This window comes from Daejeonella sp. (genome assembly GCF_046590655.1).
In the GTDB taxonomy this organism is placed as follows: Bacteria; Bacteroidota; Bacteroidia; order Sphingobacteriales; family Sphingobacteriaceae; genus Daejeonella.
The window spans coordinates 1-18,658 of record NZ_JBKJUM010000069.1 but is presented as its reverse complement, the minus strand read 5'-3'; the positions used below and the strand labels follow the sequence as shown (position 1 = coordinate 18,658).

General features: G+C 40.6%; 20 protein-coding genes and 2 pseudogenes. 12 read left to right on the top strand and 10 right to left on the bottom strand.

Features of this window, described 5'->3' with window-relative positions; translation table 11 throughout:
- The first annotated feature begins 98 nt into the window (after positions 1 to 98).
- From ACLL8Z_RS07425 to lpcA, 4 genes are read left to right on the top strand one after another with little or no spacing between them, the layout of a single operon-like run.
- Positions 99 to 881 carry a biotin--[acetyl-CoA-carboxylase] ligase gene (locus tag ACLL8Z_RS07425; protein WP_411274135.1) on the top strand — a complete coding sequence of 261 codons (783 nt, stop codon included), beginning with the start codon at positions 99 to 101 and terminating at the stop codon, positions 879 to 881.
- On the top strand, positions 878 to 2,920 hold the full coding sequence (locus tag ACLL8Z_RS07420) for a cytochrome c biogenesis protein CcdA (protein ID WP_411274134.1): 2,043 nt from the start codon (positions 878 to 880) through the stop codon (positions 2,918 to 2,920). Before ACLL8Z_RS07425 ends, ACLL8Z_RS07420 begins: the two co-directional genes overlap by 4 nt.
- A gap of 1 nt (position 2,921) precedes the next feature.
- Entirely contained in the window at positions 2,922 to 3,905 is a 984-nt protein-coding gene (pfkA, locus tag ACLL8Z_RS07415; RefSeq protein WP_411274133.1) for a 6-phosphofructokinase, read from the top strand.
- A gap of 57 nt (positions 3,906 to 3,962) precedes the next feature.
- Positions 3,963 to 4,538, top strand: a complete 576-nt coding sequence (lpcA, locus tag ACLL8Z_RS07410; RefSeq protein WP_411274132.1) for a D-sedoheptulose 7-phosphate isomerase — start codon at positions 3,963 to 3,965, stop codon at positions 4,536 to 4,538.
- Positions 4,539 to 4,561: 23 nt separating this feature from the next.
- On the opposite strand, the gene ACLL8Z_RS07405 is transcribed toward lpcA, so the two are convergent.
- Both ACLL8Z_RS07405 and ACLL8Z_RS07400 read right to left on the bottom strand, forming a co-directional pair.
- Complete coding sequence (locus ACLL8Z_RS07405; RefSeq protein ID WP_411274131.1) at positions 4,562 to 4,897, bottom strand: heavy metal-binding domain-containing protein; 336 nt, start codon at positions 4,895 to 4,897, stop codon at positions 4,562 to 4,564.
- Positions 4,898 to 5,012: 115 nt separating this feature from the next.
- A complete protein-coding gene (locus ACLL8Z_RS07400; RefSeq protein ID WP_411274130.1) occupies positions 5,013 to 5,546 on the bottom strand; it encodes a 5' nucleotidase, NT5C type in 534 nt (177 codons plus the stop codon).
- A gap of 104 nt (positions 5,547 to 5,650) precedes the next feature.
- Here ACLL8Z_RS07400 and ACLL8Z_RS07395 point away from each other — a divergent pair.
- The 5 genes and pseudogenes from ACLL8Z_RS07395 to ACLL8Z_RS07375 all read left to right on the top strand — a co-directional run.
- Positions 5,651 to 6,187 (top strand): annotated as a pseudogene (locus ACLL8Z_RS07395) (30S ribosomal protein S16); the annotation flags it as partial.
- A 305-nt stretch (positions 6,188 to 6,492) separates the two neighbouring features.
- The gene (gene rimM, locus ACLL8Z_RS07390) at positions 6,493 to 7,020 is read left to right on the top strand and encodes a ribosome maturation factor RimM (protein WP_411274129.1); all 528 of its coding nucleotides are present in this window, start codon (positions 6,493 to 6,495) and stop codon (positions 7,018 to 7,020) included.
- 56 nt (positions 7,021 to 7,076) lie between these two features.
- Positions 7,077 to 7,751, top strand: a complete 675-nt coding sequence (gene trmD, locus ACLL8Z_RS07385) for a tRNA (guanosine(37)-N1)-methyltransferase TrmD (RefSeq protein ID WP_411274128.1) — start codon at positions 7,077 to 7,079, stop codon at positions 7,749 to 7,751.
- A 284-nt stretch (positions 7,752 to 8,035) separates the two neighbouring features.
- Positions 8,036 to 8,383 carry a 50S ribosomal protein L19 gene (rplS, locus tag ACLL8Z_RS07380; protein ID WP_411274127.1) on the top strand — a complete coding sequence of 116 codons (348 nt, stop codon included), beginning with the start codon at positions 8,036 to 8,038 and terminating at the stop codon, positions 8,381 to 8,383.
- Between the two features lie 138 nt (positions 8,384 to 8,521).
- A complete protein-coding gene (locus ACLL8Z_RS07375; protein ID WP_411274126.1) occupies positions 8,522 to 9,664 on the top strand; it encodes a mechanosensitive ion channel family protein in 1,143 nt (380 codons plus the stop codon).
- Between the two features lie 16 nt (positions 9,665 to 9,680).
- Here the strand turns inward: ACLL8Z_RS07375 and ACLL8Z_RS07370 are convergent, their stop codons facing one another.
- From ACLL8Z_RS07370 to ACLL8Z_RS07360, 3 genes are all read right to left on the bottom strand, one after another.
- Entirely contained in the window at positions 9,681 to 10,349 is a 669-nt protein-coding gene (locus tag ACLL8Z_RS07370) for a phosphatidylserine decarboxylase family protein (RefSeq protein ID WP_411274125.1), read from the bottom strand.
- Positions 10,350 to 10,429: 80 nt separating this feature from the next.
- Positions 10,430 to 10,978: a hypoxanthine phosphoribosyltransferase gene (gene hpt / locus ACLL8Z_RS07365; RefSeq protein ID WP_411274124.1), complete on the bottom strand. Its 549-nt coding sequence runs from the start codon at positions 10,976 to 10,978 to the stop codon at positions 10,430 to 10,432.
- An 18-nt stretch (positions 10,979 to 10,996) separates the two neighbouring features.
- A complete protein-coding gene (locus ACLL8Z_RS07360) occupies positions 10,997 to 13,189 on the bottom strand; it encodes a transglycosylase domain-containing protein (protein WP_411274123.1) in 2,193 nt (730 codons plus the stop codon).
- 250 nt (positions 13,190 to 13,439) lie between these two features.
- Between ACLL8Z_RS07360 and ACLL8Z_RS07355 the strand changes: the two genes are divergently transcribed.
- The 3 genes from ACLL8Z_RS07355 (at position 13,440) to ACLL8Z_RS07345 (ending at position 15,549) form a co-directional block, all read left to right on the top strand.
- Positions 13,440 to 14,501 carry an Mrp/NBP35 family ATP-binding protein gene (locus tag ACLL8Z_RS07355; protein WP_411274122.1) on the top strand — a complete coding sequence of 354 codons (1,062 nt, stop codon included), beginning with the start codon at positions 13,440 to 13,442 and terminating at the stop codon, positions 14,499 to 14,501.
- 40 nt (positions 14,502 to 14,541) lie between these two features.
- Entirely contained in the window at positions 14,542 to 14,820 is a 279-nt protein-coding gene (locus tag ACLL8Z_RS07350; protein ID WP_411274121.1) for a NifU family protein, read from the top strand.
- A gap of 93 nt (positions 14,821 to 14,913) precedes the next feature.
- Positions 14,914 to 15,549, top strand: coding sequence for a hypothetical protein (locus ACLL8Z_RS07345; protein WP_411274120.1), 636 nt, complete (start codon positions 14,914 to 14,916; stop codon positions 15,547 to 15,549).
- Between the two features lie 2 nt (positions 15,550 to 15,551).
- Here the strand turns inward: ACLL8Z_RS07345 and def are convergent, their stop codons facing one another.
- The 5 genes and pseudogenes from def to ACLL8Z_RS07320 form a co-directional block, all read right to left on the bottom strand.
- Positions 15,552 to 16,124, bottom strand: a complete 573-nt coding sequence (def, locus tag ACLL8Z_RS07340) for a peptide deformylase (protein WP_411274119.1) — start codon at positions 16,122 to 16,124, stop codon at positions 15,552 to 15,554.
- A 73-nt stretch (positions 16,125 to 16,197) separates the two neighbouring features.
- The gene (locus ACLL8Z_RS07335) at positions 16,198 to 17,427 is read right to left on the bottom strand and encodes a M16 family metallopeptidase (protein ID WP_411274118.1); all 1,230 of its coding nucleotides are present in this window, start codon (positions 17,425 to 17,427) and stop codon (positions 16,198 to 16,200) included.
- Between the two features lie 76 nt (positions 17,428 to 17,503).
- Positions 17,504 to 17,869 carry a helix-turn-helix domain-containing protein gene (locus ACLL8Z_RS07330; RefSeq protein WP_411274117.1) on the bottom strand — a complete coding sequence of 122 codons (366 nt, stop codon included), beginning with the start codon at positions 17,867 to 17,869 and terminating at the stop codon, positions 17,504 to 17,506.
- Positions 17,870 to 17,914: 45 nt separating this feature from the next.
- Complete coding sequence (locus tag ACLL8Z_RS07325) at positions 17,915 to 18,208, bottom strand: type II toxin-antitoxin system HigB family toxin (protein ID WP_411274116.1); 294 nt, start codon at positions 18,206 to 18,208, stop codon at positions 17,915 to 17,917.
- A gap of 90 nt (positions 18,209 to 18,298) precedes the next feature.
- A pseudogene (locus ACLL8Z_RS07320) lies at positions 18,299 to 18,658 on the bottom strand (magnesium chelatase); the annotation flags it as partial.

Here is an 18,658-nt window from a genome sequence, read left to right as displayed (position 1 = left end):
TGGATCACAAGTTCTGAGATTGATGTTGATTCTTGAGCTATTTTATTTTTTACCATTAAAAAAAATTAGTTTTGATAATTATATAAAGCAAATCTTAATTGCAAAATAATACTTTTTCAGGACTATTTGTAGGACAAAATCTTATTACTTTAAAAGAGGTAGACTCGACAAATACCTTTCTAAAGGATGCTTTGTCAAAATCTACGCCATTATTGGAAGGCACTGTAATAATGGCAGAGAAGCAATTTGCTGGCAGGGGGCAATCTCATAACAGCTGGCTTAGTGAAGAACGAAAAAATCTGACGTTTAGCATATTGCTAAACCCCTCCTTTTTGCCGGTACAACTTCAATTCGAACTTAATAAAGCCATTAGCGTAGCCTTAAATGACGTACTGAGAGCTTATGCTGGTAATACCGCTTCAATAAAATGGCCTAATGACAGCTACATTGGCAACAAAAAAGTAGCTGGAATGCTGATAGAAAATATAGTGAGCGGTAACCAAATGAGACATGCCATAATTGGGATCGGACTTAATGTAAACCAGATTGATTTCCCCGCGACTCTTAAAAATGTTACATCGCTAAAGCAAGGATTACATAAGGATTACGACTTAGACATTTTGTTAAGCGAAATTTGCAATGCCGTAGAGGCAAGGTACCTTCAGCTAAGAGCAGGACACTATGATAAGATTACGCGTGACTATACAGCCCACTTGTATCTTTTGAATCAATGGTCAACATTCAAATCAGATTGCGGTATTTTTGCTGGTAAAATTACTGGAGTGAATAGTTCCGGTCAGCTTGAAATGGAAACTAAAGAAGGGTTGATGTATTTTAATAACAAAGAGGTCCAATTTATTAATGTTGAAACCATAATATGAAGAATTTATTGGTATTTATTGCCATGTTTCTGAGCATAGGAGCCTATGCGCAATTCGCTGACCCGAACGCTAAAATCGAAGATCCCGTTCGTTGGAGCTATAGATCAGAAAAAATAAATGATACAGAATTTGACCTGGTTATAACAGCAACTATTGACAAAGGTTGGCACGTATATTCCCAGTTTATTAAAGATGGCGGACCAATTCCTACCTCCTTTAAATTTGTTCCTTCAAGCAGTTACAAGCTTAAGGGTACAGTTAGCGAACTGCCAAAAGCAGTATCAGCATTTGATAAAAACTTTGACATGCAAATTGCCTGGCATAAGGACAAAGTTGATTTCCGGCAACGTATATTTCTGAATGTCCCGAGTACAACCGTGTCTGGGATCCTTGAATTTATGGTTTGTAATGATCAGAAATGCTTGCCACCCGCAGAAGTGGAGTTTAAGATTCCCGTTTCGGGTGCTGTACCGGGGGCGGCAAATGTGTCCGGATTAAGTGACTCCGCCCGGAAAAACCCTGGTGACACTATTAAACCCGGTGTAGTATCGGGAAAAAATAATTCTTCTCCAAAAAGCCAAGCTTTAACTGCACCTGACACAGGAGGATCTTTATGGGGGATTTTCCTCGCTGGTTTTATTGGCGGCCTTGCAGCCTTTTTTATGCCGTGTATATATCCGATGATTCCACTTACAGTGTCGTTCTTCACAAAGAAGTCTGGCTCAAGGGCTAAAGGCATTCAAAGTGCATTTATTTATGGAATATCTATTATTCTGGTATATGTCGCTCTGGGATTATTGATCACGCTTATATTTGGCGCCTCAGCCCTTAACGAAGCAGCCAGTAGTGCAACCTTTAACCTTTTGTTTTTTGCTGCATTGATAGTATTCGGGGTTTCTTTCCTGGGGGCTTTTGAGATCACACTACCATCATCACTGGTGAACAAAATGGATGAAAAGTCTAACCAAAACGGTTTCGTAGGTTTGTTCTTCATGGCGTTTACGCTTGCGCTCGTCTCCTTTTCGTGTACCGGACCAATTATAGGGACGCTATTGGTAGATGCAGTTTCTAAAGGATCTTATCTGGGTCCGGCTATAGGGATGCTGGGATTCTCCTCTGCGCTTGCCATTCCATTTACTTTGTTCGCAATTTTCCCCTCCTGGCTTAAAGAAATGCCGAAATCGGGGGGCTGGCTAAACACTGTAAAGGTTTCTCTGGGCTTTCTGGAGATAGCACTGGCATTTAAATTCCTGTCAAATGTTGATTTGGCATATCACTGGAATATTTTTAACCGCGACATATTCCTGATCATCTGGATCGTTGTTTTCGGAGCCTGGGGATTATATCTATTGGGTAAAATTCGCTTGTCCCATGACGCGGAAACTGATTTCTTATCATTGCCGAGGTTGTTTTTCGCAATGTTTATCTTGGGATTTACCTTTTACATGATTCCAGGCTTATGGGGCGCTCCTTTAAAACCTCTTAGTGCCTGGCTTCCGCCTCAAACTACGCAGGACTTTGATCTTTACTCGACCAAAACGGCTTCAACAGCAGATGCGGAAACCGCCGGAAAGAAATATTCGGGTCTGTTTCATGCGCCACATGGTTTAGATGCTTTTTACGACTATGAACAAGGTCTGGCCTATGCAAAAAGCGTTAATAAACCGATTTTGATAGATTTTACAGGATGGAGCTGTGTCAATTGCCGTAAAATGGAAGCTAGCGTATGGCCGGATAAAGAGGTGCTAAAGAGACTAAAAGAAGATTACGTTTTGATATCTTTGTACGTCGATGATAAAACCGAACTGGCCGAAAACGAAAAGTATACGTCGTCCTTTAGCGGAAAGAATATTAAAACAATTGGGCAAAAGTGGAGCGACTTTCAGGCTTCAACTTTTGGAACTAACTCGCAACCATATTATGTAATAGCAGGTCACGATGGTAAACCATTAGTAACTCCTCAAGCTTTTAACCTCGACATTAACAATTATATTAATTTTTTAAACAGCGGCACAACTGCTTTTAGCCGCAATGACTAACATGACTAAGAAAACAATTAAAAATATTGGAGTTTTTACATCCGGGGGCGATTCTCCCGGAATGAATGCAGCCATTCGCGCAGTTGTTCGAACGGCGTTGTACTATGGCGTTAAAGTTACCGGAATTTTGCGAGGTTATGATGGTATGATCAGTGGCGACTTTGTTCCAATGGAGCGAAAATCTGTGGCAAATATTATCCAACGTGGGGGTACCGTTTTAAAAACTGCCCGAAGTGATGAATTCCGATCCTCTGAAGGCAGAAAGAAAGCATTTGAGAAATTAAAGTTAAATAATATTGATGCATTGGTAGCCATTGGCGGAGACGGAACCTTTACAGGAGCAAATATATTCTATAATGAGTTCAAAGTTCCTGTAATTGGCCTGCCCGGGACTATCGACAACGATCTGCTTGGCACGGACTTCACCATCGGGTACGATACTGCTATTAATACTGTTATTGATGCCGTTGATAAGATACGTGACACTGCCGAATCTCATGACCGCTTGTTCATCGTTGAAGTTATGGGACGGGATTCAGGCCTTATCGCATTAAGAAGCGGAATTGGCACGGGTGCTGAAGCTATTCTTATCCCGGAAACTAAAACGGACATCAAAGCTTTACTTGCCAGGCTGGAAATGAGCAGGAAGGATAAGTCGTCGAAGATCATTATCGTGGCGGAAGGTGATGACGCCGGTGGTGCCTTTGAAATAGCTAGGCGGGTAAAAGATAAATTTCCTTTGATTGATACTCGCGTGTCCGTACTCGGCCATATTCAGCGTGGCGGCGCTCCATCATGTATGGATAGAGTACTTGCATCCAGACTGGGTGTTGCAGCCGTTGAATCATTGATTGAAGGGAAAACAGGTGAAATGATAGGCATTGTACATGGTAAAATTCATTTCACTCCTTTCGGGCAGGCAATAAAACACAATACAGACGTGAATAAAGAATTGTTAAAAATAGTTGAAATCCTGTCACTTTAATCTTTAGAAGAATCTGATTCAGTTATCCTGACGCGAGCGAGAAATTGTAAAATCCTGATGGAACAAATCAAAAAGCACTTTACCGAAGCACAGGATATCCTGACGCAGTTTGTAAACAACCCCAATTCGTTTAAGAATATTGAATTAGCAGGTCAGATACTGGTGCAGGCTATTCAAAATGGAAACCAGATAATTTCCTGCGGCAATGGCGGTTCAATGTGTGATGCCATGCATTTTGCAGAGGAACTGTCGGGAAAATATCGGAATGACAGGCCAGCCTACCCGGCCCTATCAATTTCTGATCCCGCACACATATCCTGCGTGGCCAATGATTACGGCTATGAATTTGTTTTCTCCAGAATGGTTGAAGCTATTGGCAGAAAAGGCGACGTGCTTTTTGCCATAAGCACCAGTGGGAACTCCGAAAGTATTTTGAATGCAATTGCTGCTGCGAAAACCAAAGGTATGCGTATTATTGGCCTAACCGGAAATGACGGAGGTAAGATGGCAGCATTATGCGAAACGGAGATTAGGGCACCCCGATCAGAATATTCCGACAGGGCGCAGGAGATACACATAAAGGTAATCCACGCACTAATCGACTATGTAGAGACCAATCTAAATAATATTTAACCCTTTAATAAACTAACTTCGTTTTAGAGGGTTACAACATCTTCGACAATAACGGCAGTTCCTGATGCGCTTACCATCAGCATACTTCCATTGCTTCCAAGCGTTTCATAATCAAGGTCAACGGCCAGAATAGCATTGGCACCGATGCGGAAAGCTTGCTCCTGCATTTCGCGTAAAGCGATATCTTTCGCTTCCCGAAGCCCCTCTTCGTACGATCCGGAGCGTCCGCCCACAATATCACGAATGCCAGCAAAGAAATCCTTGACAATATTAGCACCGATAATAGCTTCACCCGAAACTATCCCGAAGTATTTGGTTACTTTTTTCCCCTCGATGTTATTTGTGGTTGTTACAATCATGGTTTGGCTTGTTAATGGTTTGGATTTAGATTATTAAGAGAATAGAAAATTACAAAGCGTATTTCAGAAATTAAGAAAGTGAGAATAGATTAATTAAGAAATCAAATTTTGATGACTACAACAATTTTTCCGCAACTTCTTTCCACGTATTCACCCTCTCGTAATCAGTCAACAACATATTATGAGGCGAGCTGAACAGGAGCTTTCTCCCCTCAAAATCCACAAAATTTTTGATCCTGTCGTCAATCATAATATCCGTATTCACAATCTTGTAACCACAAAACATGATATGCTGCCAGCCAATAAACGGGAAATGATCAGCCATCCATTCAAGTTTATCCTGTAATGAGTTTGGAAATTCCATAGCCGCTGAAACAATAAAAACTTCATATTTCTTTTGAAGTTCTTTCATCACCTCCACACTATCAGGAATCACATCCAAGTCGCGGAAAAAGCCTTTTTCATTAATGTATTCATATATTTTGAACCTTGCGTGTTCCGGCATATGCATACCAAGTTCATTTCCAGGATCAATCTTTAAGTCCAGAGGAATCCCGTAATCCCGGTTATAAAGCTTAATAAATTTGGCGATTGGATCAGCTATAACTTCATCCATATCTACTGCAATTCGGAGTTTCTTTTCAGACATGCCTCAAAAATAGCGAATTGAGTTTTTTAAATCCGATTTATTTGTATCTTTGCAACCCCGCAGAATAGACTCCGGGAATATGTTGAATACATAAAACTTGAAAAATGGCAACTAAAATCAGATTGCAAAGATTTGGTAAAAAGGGAAAACCTTTCTATCATGTGGTGGTAGCAGACGCACGTGCTCCAAGAGATGGTAAATTCATAGAACGTATCGGTTCTTACAATCCAAACACAAACCCAGCAACTATTGACATCAATTTCGACAAAGCGTTGGATTGGGTTAACAAAGGTGCACAGCCTACAGATACTTGTCGCGCAATCCTTTCTTACAAAGGTGTGATGTACAAAAAACATCTTGAAGGTGGGGTTAAAAAAGGAGCTTTAACTGCTGAACAAGCTGAGACTAAATTTTCTGAGTGGTTAGATAGCAAAGAAGGTAAGATAGCGGGCAAGAAAGAGACTTTGACTAAATCGAAAGATGAAGTTAAGAAAGCTGCCTTAGCTGCAGAAGCCAAGAAGAAAGAAGAAGTTGCTGCTGCGATAGCTGCAAAGAACACTCCTCCTGCTGAAGAAGAAAAAGTGACTGAAGAAGTTGCAGAGACTCCGGAAGCTGAAGCTTCAGAAGAAGTTGCTGCTGACGAACCTGCCGTAGAGTCACCAGTTGCTGAAGCTGCTTCTGACGAACCAGCTGTTGAAGAAGCACCTGTTACAGAAGAGGTTGCAGAAGCACCAGTTGCTGAAGCTGCTTTTGAAGAACCAGCTTTTGAAGAAGCACCTGCTACAGAAGAGGTTGCAGAAGCGCCGGTTGAAGAAGCTGTTTCTGAAGAACCAGCTGCCGAAGCTTCTGAAGAGGAAAAAGCATAATTATCTTTTAAAACTTAATTTAACGTCATTGCGAATGAACCTCTTTAGGTCATTTACAATGACGTTCTTGTTTGGATGCTATGAAGATTGAAGAATGTTTTTATATCGGATATATCACTAAGACCAAGGGTTTGAAAGGTGAGGTGCAGATCTATTTCGAATATGAAGAACCCGAAGACCTGCTGCTAGATTCGGTGTTTGCTGAAATTAACGGCAAACTGGTTCCATATTTTGTATCGAATTACAAACTCCAAAATAATCAAACAGGGAATTTCTACTTTGATGATATAGACACCATTGAAAAGGCCCAAACACTCGTTCGCAAAAAGTTATATCTTCCTGAGAATTTGAAGCCTGTTAAGGATGCTGATGAATTCCTGATCACAGATCTTAAAGGATTTATTGTTCACGACAAAACAGCGGGGGAGCTTGGCGAGATCATTGAGATCCATGAATACCCTCAGCAATATGTCGCTGTGGTGCCATACAAGTTCAAGGAAGTTCTATTTCCACTGAACGACGACCTCATTATGGAAATAGATGAAGAGAATGGAATTTTAAAAGTTGATCTTCCGGAAGGATTGATCGACCTTTACATAGGAGAATAAGTACGCCATTTTCTCCGCCCAGACGTATAACGTATAACTCACAACGTATAACTCCAATGCGCTTCGATATCATAACCGTTCTTCCCGCTTTACTTGAAAGCCCTTTTGCCCACTCCATTTTACAGCGTGCGCAATCTAAGGGACTTTCTGAGATCTTTGTGCATAATTTGAGGGATTACTCTACGCACAAGCAAAAATCGGTTGATGATTACCAATATGGTGGTGGCAGCGGCATGGTAATGACTATTGAACCCTTTGCCAACTGTATTGAAAAACTTAAGTCGGAGCGGGACTATGACGAGGTGATCTTTATGACACCAGATGGCGCTACGTTAAACCAGACGATGGCAAATGAATTGTCTGGCAAAAAAAACATCATTATTCTATGCGGGCATTACAAAGGCATTGACCAGAGAATTCGGGACATTTTTGTAACCCGGGAGATTTCAATCGGCGACTATGTTCTTTCAGGTGGTGAACTACCGGCTGCAGTGCTTGTCGATAGTGTAGTTAGATTATTACCCGGCGTGCTGAACGATGAGACATCCGCTCTTTCCGATTCCTTCCAGGGCGATTTGCTGGATGCACCGGTATACACCAGGCCCGCCGACTGGAATGGCCATAAAGTGCCGGACATATTACTAAGCGGAAACGAAGCAAAGATTAATGAATGGCGGCATGATCAGGCTGTAGAGAGGACGGAGAAGAGAAGACCGGATTTATTGGAGTAATACGTTATACGTTATACGTTGTACGTTTGCGAAATACGCAGCAAATTGAAACTTCAATTTTATGGTCAGTAATTTTTCTAGAAAAATATCTGGTATGAGCGGCTGTTAGCAGAATTTCAATTGAATTGGAGATTCTAAGTACACGACGAAAAAACGTATAACGTATAACGTATTACTTACAACTCCTTAAAAATATTCCCACTTCTTTTCAATTGTTAATAATTATTCGTAATATTGCAATCCGATTTTTACGGGCTAAAAATCGACTTTAAGAGCTTAAAATCATGGATTTAGTAAAATTTGTTGAAGAGCAGGTAGTAGTTAGAAAAGAAGTTCCTGCATTCAAAGCTGGTGATACGGTTAGCGTTCACTATAAAATTCGCGAAGGAAATAAAGAACGTATCCAGATTTATCAGGGTGTTGTTATCCAGCGCAATAGTGTGGGAGTGAATGAAACGTTCACTGTACGCAAAATGTCAAACGGAGTAGGTGTAGAACGTATCTTCCCTGTGAACTCCCCTAACATCGATAAAATTGATGTAAACAACCACGGAAAAGTTCGCAGAGCGAAGCTATTCTACTTACGCGCGCTGACTGGTAAAGCAGCTCGTATCAAATCTAAAAGAGTATAATTTAGACCTATAAGATTTCGCCTTCCCGATCTTTTCGGGGAGGCTTTTTTGTTTAAGTATCAAGCAAATCGAATTAAACTACTACAATATGGCCCTCGCAAACATTTGCTAATTTGCTTTTATCTCATTTACTAATTTATGGAAACCGGTTTCTTAAACGACATTTTTTTTGGTAATACCGTCAAAAGCTATTTGATCGCAATCGGTATTCTAATCTTTGGCCTCGTATTCAAACGGGTTTTCTCAAGAATGCTCAGCCGGATTATCTATAAATTATTCAAAAGTGTAGACTCAGGAACTGATTCGAAGTTTTTTGTAGGACTGCTCATGCGGCCAATAGAACTCTTAATCCTCTTCATTGCCGCCTATCTTGCGATTAACCAACTCGATTATCCTCTTAGTGAGGTAATTTTCCGAAGAACCAACACTTCAGGAAAAGTGCCGGTGGTGTATGAAATCAAACTTATCCAGTTAATTGATAAGCTTTTCCTACTTTTTTTTATTGTTTCCTTCTTCAGAATCCTTCTCAGGCTAATCGACTTCGTAGCTCATATTTTCCTTTACAAATCATCTCTTACAGACAATAAATCGGATGACCAAATGGTACCCTTCGTAAAGGAACTTACTAAAATAATAGCGATTATTTTCGCTGTATTTGTCGTACTCGGCTGGGTATTTAATCTTAATGTTGCAACAATAATAGCAGGGTTGGGAATTGGGGGAATTGCGGTTGCCCTTGCTGCTCAGGATACCTTACAAAACTTGCTGGGATCCTTTACAATTTTTGCAGATAAGCCATTTGTTGTTGGAGATCTTATTCGAATTGATAAGTATGAAGGAACTATTGAAAAAGTTGGATTTAGAAGCACCCTTCTTCGCACGATAGACAAAACCCTGGTGGTTATCCCTAATAAGAAAATGGTAGACAGCCCTCTTGAAAATCTTAGCCTTCGGATTTCACATCGGATGAAGTTCAATATCGGGCTTAAATATGATACGCCTTCGGATGTGATGATGAAAATAGCGGAGGAAATTAAAATTTTCATTAACTCACGGCCTTTAATAGGAGAAGATACCATTGTCACATTCGATACTATGGGCGAGTCGGCACTAAATATCCAGATTCAATACTTTATAGTAGTTGCCGATGGTGCAGATTATGCCCAGATCAAAGAAGAGATAAATTATCAGATAATGAAGATTGTTGCAGAAAATGGAGCGAGCTTTGCCAAGCCTTTGCATTCGTTATTTCAGGAATATCGTGGAGAAAAGCCGGTTTAGTACTGCTGCTTTATCTTTATTCAGCCAATTTTAAATGTGCCAGTACAGTAATTCCGCCTTTTACCATCTGGTTGAGTTCCACATTGATTTCAGATCCCAGAGGTAGGAATAAATCTACGCGCGAGCCAAATTTGATAAAACCAAATTGTTCGCCCTGAACTGCTTCATCTCCTTCTTTTGAGTAACAGACTATTCTTCTAGCCAATGCCCCTGCTATTTGCCGGAACAAAACAGATACGCCATTGCTGTTTTCGACTACAACCGTAGTTCGCTCATTTTCAGTAGATGATTTAGGGTGCCAGGCTACAAGGAATTTTCCAGGATGATATTTTGAAAAAATAACCTTTCCGGATATAGGATTTCGGTTCACATGAACATTTATCGGCGACATAAAAACCGAGATCTGGATACGTCTATCTTTCAGGAATTCTGTTTCCTCGGTTTCTTCAATTACCACTACTTTTCCGTCGGCCGGGCAGATTACCTGCTCATCATTCCTTTGGAGAATAATATTAGGGCTTCTGAAAAATTGAAGAACAATAACGAAGAGAACGAATGAAAGAAAATAAATAGTCCAGTGAAGCCAGTTCAGGTCGGGAAGCAAATACTGAATAATAGCATTCAGAATAAAAATAAATAGTACGCAAAGTGCTATGGATGAGTAGCCCTCCTTATGAATGGTCATTTTTTTGGCTTAATATTTAAGCAAAAGTACATTTTTCCGGCAACAAGAACCACTAACGCATGTTTATAAGATTTACAGGATTAGAGTTGATTTTTGGGCACCGCGCGGTAAATGTCCCTAAGGTTTCTTCCAAGTCCGTTATAATCCAGACCATAGCCAACAACAAATTCATCCGGAATCTCAAAGCCTATATAGCAGATCTCCTCGAATTTTGTTTTTAAGGATTTGGGTTTTAGAAGGAGTGTACAGACATTAATGGAGGCGGGTTCTTCTGCTTTGATCATATCAAGGATATATCGTAAGGTTTCGCCACTGTCTACAATATCTTCGACAATTATTACATCCCGGTCTTTCAATTTCATTTGAAGCCCAATTTCTTCTTTTATTTTGCCAGTGTTTTTGTCGCCATCATAGGAAGAGACTTTGACAAAAGTTACTTCAGACGATATATCAATTTCTTTTATGAGATCTGCAAGAAAAATGAAGCTGCCGTTTAAGACTCCAACAAAAACTGGAATCCGGTTTTCAAAATCAACATTTAGCTGAATACCTATCAGCCGGATTCTTTTTTTGATCTGCTCGTATTCCAGCATCACATCGAAAACTTTTTCGTCTATTTCAATCCTCATATATTAAACTTAGTCAAATTAATCGTCTTCATTCTTGTCGGCCTCCCTCTGTTGCCTCCTTTGTTCCCTTCTTTCTCTTCGTAAGTTGGCAGGTACATTAACGCTGTCCTTTGGAACAGGCCTGGCTTTATTCAAATCTTTAACACTAACGGTATCTGGACGTCTTTTACCAATAATCTTCTCCAGAATCGTCAGCTCTTCTTCAGGCTCTACGGTCATAATACTATCAGCAGTTAACGAATCAACTACAGGTATGCCGGACCGTAAGTCCGGCCGTAGCCTGACCGAATAAAATCCGTAGATACTGCTGTCCTGAGCAATAAAGCCTCTGCGTGCCATCAGCCCACCAATAAGCCTGAAATAGCCTCGAAGTGACTGCCGCAGGCTACCGTCACCTTCAAAGCGGTAAAGTCCTGATTTAGGACGTGGCACTATGTGAGCCAGAAATATCGCCTCCCCAATATCCAGCTGGGAAGGTAGTTTGCCAAAATAATAACGCGATGCTTCACCTATACCATAAACATTCCTTCCCCATTCGATCAGATTGAGGTAGATTTCAAACATTCTTTGTTTACTTGAGAGGTTGCTGTTTTCAATAATCCAGACGATAAGCATCTCCTCAGCTTTGCGAGCCATCGTCTTTTGCCTGCTTAAATAAACATTCTTCACCAATTGCATGGAAATAGTGCTTCCACCGCGTTTGAAAGCTTTTTCTTTGAAATTGGTAATTATGGAATTTCGGAACGATTCTGAAACAAATCCATTATGGCTGTAAAAGGAAGGGTCCTCGGCAGTTAATAGTGCGTTTTTGAGATTTGGAGAAATCTGATCAAGCGAAACATAGTCTGGGTTCTCCCGACCGATAACGATATTTCGCATCGGTTTACCATATTCATAGGGAGTGTAAACAAACGTCTTATTGATTTTCTGAAGGTTTGTTTTACCCCATTTTACGACCTTAAAGTCAATATTTTTTAGTTCAGAATTAAAAATGAGGCTATCGGGCGCTTTTGCGTCCAGATAAAAATCCATGTTGTACTTAACCTTACCCTTAACCTGCATTCCTTCCAGCGATTCAAACAGGCCCTGCGGGAACGAATTAATCATTTCCTGAGCATCTATCTCATCAGTTCGAACCTTTAATTCATAGATCTTGGTTGGTGATAAGGTATATTTAATAAAAGGATGCAGTTCAATATTTTGCAAGTGAATAGTCGAGGCGCTGTCAATAGAAACGAAGTTTTTTCCTATTATCATATCAGCATCGAGAGAGGCATATGGAACAACAATGTTATTGGAAGAAATCCTGGGATGGTTTACAAGCAGGTTTTTAACCCCCCACGATCCATTAATTTCGAGCTCATCACCGCTTTTACTTATTCCTGTCATTTGAGTTGAAGCAGTATCAAAACTTAGTTTCAGTCCAAACCTTCTCTCCAGGAACGGCAGCTCGACCTTTTTATTATCAGCAAACATTATCAAATCTAGCTGCTGGTCGCCTGGATCTACAGTACCTTGAAAATGCCAGATAGATTCATTTCCATTTACTTTGACAGTCGATTCAACTTCTCCATCATCAATTGTTGCACTGCTTGTGTAGAAGTTTAGTGCTGTTGTGTCGTCCCTGAACTTAATTTCAAAATCCCTGATATCCATATCATCCGGGATCTTATATAGCATTTGGTTGATAAGGCTGTTAGCAAGTTTCGAAAGATTTAACTCGGATTTAACTTCAGTGCTGTCAACACTTTTCTTTCGGAATATGAAATCATAATTGCTTAAGGAATCTTTTTTCACGAGACTTATCTGACCTTTGTTAAGGATGATTTCAGAAAGCTTGATATCTCCAAACAACAATGGCCACAGTTTCACGCCAACTTTAAAATCCTGGATATTTGCAAGACTGTCCCGATTCTCCGGCACTACTGTTATATTTTTGAAACTAACCGTGGAGAGTCCGGTAAAGCCTGCACTACCAATTTTTACATTAAGATCATAATCCCGTTTGGCCTTGTTAATGCCTTTTTCAATCGCGGATCGTAATATTGCTTCCCTTTTGGCATAGGCGATACTGCCCGCCACCACAAGAATAGTCAGCAAGCTAATAATGGTTATGAAAGCTATTTTGTAGTATTTCCGAGGTATCTGCATAAAAAGGTTTCCCGATCTTTTGAAAGATAACGTATTAAAGCCTAGAAACGTTTTTGTCATATTTATTTTGCCGGTCAAGCCACTGTAAAATACCTTTTACCGGTACTGATAAACCCTTCTGGTTTAGTAGATTTGTACTAAACCGATAAACTCAATGTTTGCTGTTGACAAATATATAAAAAACCCTCTTTACCAGGCAGGCAGACTATTTTATGCAGAATGCAGAACCGTTTTTACTGCTTAGACCGAGCTGTTAATTTTGTAGCGATGACAACAAGATATCCCACTACAATTTCTTTTAAATTCAAAAATGATTACGTCCGAACAGATTTTTAGTGCATTAAGGTATGTTGAAGATCCAGATCTCAAAAAAGATCTGGTAAGTCTGAACATGATAGAGGATCTTAAAATTGAAGGCAACAAGGTAAGCTTCAGCGTGGTATTGACCACGCCGGCGTGCCCGATGAAAGACATGCTTGAAAATGCTTGCAGGAATGCAATAGTACATTTTGTAAGCAAAGAAGCGGAAATTTCAATAAACATGACATCTCGGGTAACAAGCAGGATGGAGCCCGGCCTTAAAGACATAAAGAATATCATTGTTGTGGCTTCGGGAAAGGGAGGCGTTGGAAAATCGACCGTTGCCGTTAACCTTGCACTCGGGCTGGCCAGGAAAGGTGCAAAGGTCGGCCTGATCGATGCAGATATTTATGGCCCTTCCATTCCGATCATGTTTGGTGTGGAAGGTGAACGGCCGCATGCATCCCAAAATTCCGAAGGTAAAACGCGAATTGAACCGATAGAAAAGTATGGCATCAAATTATTGTCTATCGGATTTTTTACCGATCCAAATCAACCTGTTCCATGGCGGGGGCCCATGGTTTCGACGGCTGTTAAGCAATTGTTTAATGATGCCGACTGGGGAGAACTTGATTATATGATTGTCGACCTTCCTCCAGGAACAGGAGATATCCATATCACAATTACACAGGGTTTTCCAATTACCGGAGCCGTAATTGTGACTACACCTCAGAATGTTGCACTTGCCGATGCGCGAAAAGGCTTGGGGATGTTTTTGATGGACTCGGTGAATGTCCCTTTATTGGGGGTGGTAGAGAATATGTCTTACTTTACACCTGCCGAGCTGCCTGAAAACAAATACTATATATTTGGACAGAATGGTGGACAGGCACTGGCGCAACAATATGGGATCCCTTTCCTTGGCGAAATACCTTTGGTAAAGAGCATTAGCGATGCTGGAGATGAAGGAAGGCCAGTGATTATGAATGACAACGATCTGATGGGTGCTGCCTTCATGCAGATAGCGGAACGAGTTGCTCAGCAGGTTGCTATCCGAAACGCATCTAACTAACATTTTTTAAAAAATTCGTATCTTTATAAAAATGAACACAATGGATTTGTTGCAAAGAGTTGAAGCTGCATTAGATACCATCCGCCCGTATCTTGAGGCAGATGGTGGAAATGTATCGATTGAGGAGATAACTGCCGCGAATGTTGTGCGTTTGCGTCTACTAGGCTCATGTGGTTCATGCCCGATGAGTATCATGACTTTGAAAGCTGGAATTGAGCAGGCAATTATGCGATCTGTTCCTGAAATAGAGGGTATTGAGGCTGTTAATTTAACAGATATAGATGACCCATCTGCCGTTCTTCCCGAAAGGCTTCAATAGCAATACATATTAGAAATCACCGTTTGTTTCTATTTGGAATTGCTTTTAACACAATTTAACAAACCATCCATTCTGATTATACTAGATTTGAAAATGCGTATTTCCTTATTCCTGGTCCTTTTTTTTGCAGCAATAACAGGGTTCTCTCAAACCGCTGCTAAAAAACTTGTACAATTTTCAGGGGTAATTGTGAATGTCGATAGTAATTCTGTTGTCCCTTATGTAACAATTACCAATGTAACCGGGAGAACTCGGTTCTATGCTGCAAACTACAAAGGCTATTTCTCGTTCGTTGTCAATGTGGGCGACACATTACTCTTCACAGCCATTGGTTACAAAAAGGAAGGAATTGTAATTCCGAAAGATCTGACAGATAACAGTTACACTGTAGTGGTCGCTATGAAGCAAGACGTCATTAATTTGCCTATGGTCCGTGTGTATCCCTGGGCAAGTACAGACGAATTTAAGCGGGAGTTTATGACCATGAAATTTGCGGACGATGATTTGGAAATAGCCCGGAAAAATGTTTCAAAAGAAAGTCTTTCAGCAATGATGTCGAGCCTGCCCAGGGACGGTGCAGAAATGCAGAGCTATAATTTCCAAAATAATCATGCAAGGTTAACCAATAGAAATATTAACCAGAGATTAGCAAACCCATTATTAAACCCATTCGCATGGGGAGCCTTGATTCAGCAGATTGTAAATGGGGATAAGAGCAGGGGGCAGTAAGACTAGCGTTTGCCTTTTTTTAGAGCCGGGAATTTCATTTTATAATCAACCTTCACCATCCCTTTTGAAATAGAATCCAGTCTGTTTTTAAGTAAGGCTTTACGAAGCGGGCTTAATTTATCAGTAAATAGCTTACCTTCTATATGGTCGTATTCGTGCTGTATAATTCTGGCAGCCAACCCGTTAAAAGTTTCTTCATGGAGGCTCCAGTTTTCATCATAGTAAGAGATTCTAACTGTATCCTGCCTCGATACATCCTCGCGAATTTCCGGAATGCTAAGGCATCCCTCATTGAATGACCATTTATCGCCGCTTTCTTCGATAACCTGCGCATTGATAAATATTTTCTTAAATCCTTTCAGTACAGGTTCATCTTCTGCGAACGACGTAGCATCAATAACAAATAAGCGTACTGAAAGTCCTATTTGAGGAGCTGCAAGGCCGACACCATGTGCTCCATACATCGTTTCGAACATGTTAGCGATGAGAACTTCCAGTTCAGGATAGTCAGTGCTTATATCCGCAGATTTTTTGCGTAAAACTGAATCGCCGTAAGCGATAATAGGAAGTTTCATGGGGCAAAAATAGTCTTCTTAAGTGTATGATGCAAATGCTCAGGACGGTGCAGGGGGATGACGCTCAGGTTTATTAATCCTGAGGATCAAACATCAGGCGACTTAATGAGCTTGGATCAAACATCTGGTTTGCAATGCTCAAAACTTGTGAGGAGGATACACTATTTACCTTTCCAAAAACCTCATCCAGTGAGTCAACCTTTCCATAGTCCAGCAGACTCTTACTCATAGAGATGATCATTCCCATCCTGTTTTCCTCACCAAGTGCTATCTGTCCAATAAACTTTTGTTTAGCCTGGTGTAACTGTAATGGGCCAAGCTGCTGATCCCTGAGTTTCTTTAGCTCGCGATCTACAAGTTTTAATGCTCTGGGCATCTTTTCCGCATCGGTTCCAAGGTAAATTGAGAAAATGCCGGTATCGCTCATCGGGGTATAATTTGATTCGATAGTATAGGCAATGCCGTATTTCTCCCGGATTTCGAGATTTAGGCGCGAACTCATCCCTGTACCCCCAAGAATGTTGTTTAAAAGAAGGAACCCAACCTTGTCCGGATGATGCATCGCATATGAACGGTTGCCAATTACGCAGTGCGACTGATTTATAGGCTTACCGAAACGAAGTTCTTTCGGGGAATAGTTGTTTAGAGCAGTGCGTTTTCGTTCATGTTTGTTCGGTACGATCAGTCCGAAAAGCTTTTCAACTAACTTGATAACATTCTTAAAATGGTAATCTCCGCAAACGCCTATAATAATTTCATCGGTTCTGTAGTTTGATTTTATAAAATCATGAATGTCGTTTTGAGTAAAGGCCTGCACGGATTCGTTTGTTCCCAGAATATTCCGGCCAAGATTATGTCCTTCGAAAAGTAAGTCTTCAAAGTCATCATTTATGGCTTCGTCAGGTTGATCCTGGTAGGAGCTTATTTCATCCAGAATTACTTCTTTCTCTTTGACCATCTCTTCCGCTGGAAATACGGAGTGAAAAACAATGTCCTCAAACAAGTCGAGAGAGCGTTCGAGATGCGGTTTTAGAAAGGAAGCGTGAACGCAGGTGTATTCTTTTGTGGTGTAGGCATTCAGATCTGCCCCTACCAGTTCAAGCCGATTGAGAATCTGATTAGTATTTCTTTTTTCCGTTTTCTTGAAAAGCAGGTGTTCGATAAAATGTGCCAGACCGTCTTTAGAATCACCCTCATCCCGGGAACCGGCATTAATAATAATGCAAGCGTGTGAAATATTTGAAGCTGTGGGTTTATGCAAAACGCGTATTCCATTTTGCAGGGTGTGTACCTGGTAATCCATTAGGGCAAAGGTAGGAATAAAATTAGGAGCGAGATGTGGGAAACCAGATGCGGAAATTCTTGGGACGCAACCTATATTACGCGTGCTTCAAAATAAACTCCGCATCGACATGCAGTTCGGTATGGACTGCCTTCAGAAAGTCAATATCCGGCTTTTGCTTTCCATTCAGGATCAGAGAAAGTTTTGCATCACTTATTCTCAGTTTTTTAGCAAGATCTCTTTGCTTAAGACTCATTTCATACATACGCATTTCGATCATCCCAGCTAAGGTTGAAGGCGGGTCGACCACATATTTCTTTTGTTCATAATCCTGCAGGGCTAAAGCGAGGTTACGTATTTCGGTCAGTTCCTTTTTAGAAACACCCTCGCTTCCTTTGGCCATAAGATTACCAATCTGTATCATGATATCCTGGTAATCGCTCAGTTTTGTAACCTTTTTCATTTTAACTCATTAAAAATCCATGATTTATCTGTCACTAGGAAGTGGTTATACCCTTGAACAGTCAATCTTATCATACTCTGCATGCGTACCTACAAACCGGATATAAAGTGTTTGAATATCGAAAAATATCATGGCAACCAAGCGGTACTTACTGCCTCTGATATTGAAAACAAATCGGTCATTGCCTGCGGCATCAACTGAATTGAACATTGATTTCATTTCGTGATAATCAGACCAGTTACTTTTCAAAACAATCCGGTACCAATTGTTAAGCGCATCTTTGGAATTTGCGTGCTTTTCAAAAAAATCACGAAGTGTTCCATAGCTGATGATAACCATAAAAAGGCATTTACAAAAATAGGAATAATTTAGAAAATTAAAAATATATTTAGAAAATCTAAAAAAATAATTCTGCTATTTTAGAGTGCATCACCCAGCCCATCCCTCCCGATCAAGACTTCGATAATGAATAGCTTCCGCCAAATGTTCCAGTTCGATCTCATCACTTTGTGCCAGATCGGCAATAGTGCGCGAAACTTTAAGGATTCGGTCATACGCCCGTGCTGATAATCCGAGCTTTTCCATAGCCTGTTTTAGAAGTGCCTGCCCGGCATTATTGATCTTACAAATATTCCTGACCATATTGGGGCTCATCTGCGCATTGCAAAATACATCTTGTATTTCTTCGAATCGTGCAATCTGTATTTCCCGCCCTGCACTTACCCGTTCCCTGATAGCTTTGCTTTTTTCAGCAGGACGATCAGAGGAGAGTTCGCTGAAGTTTACCGG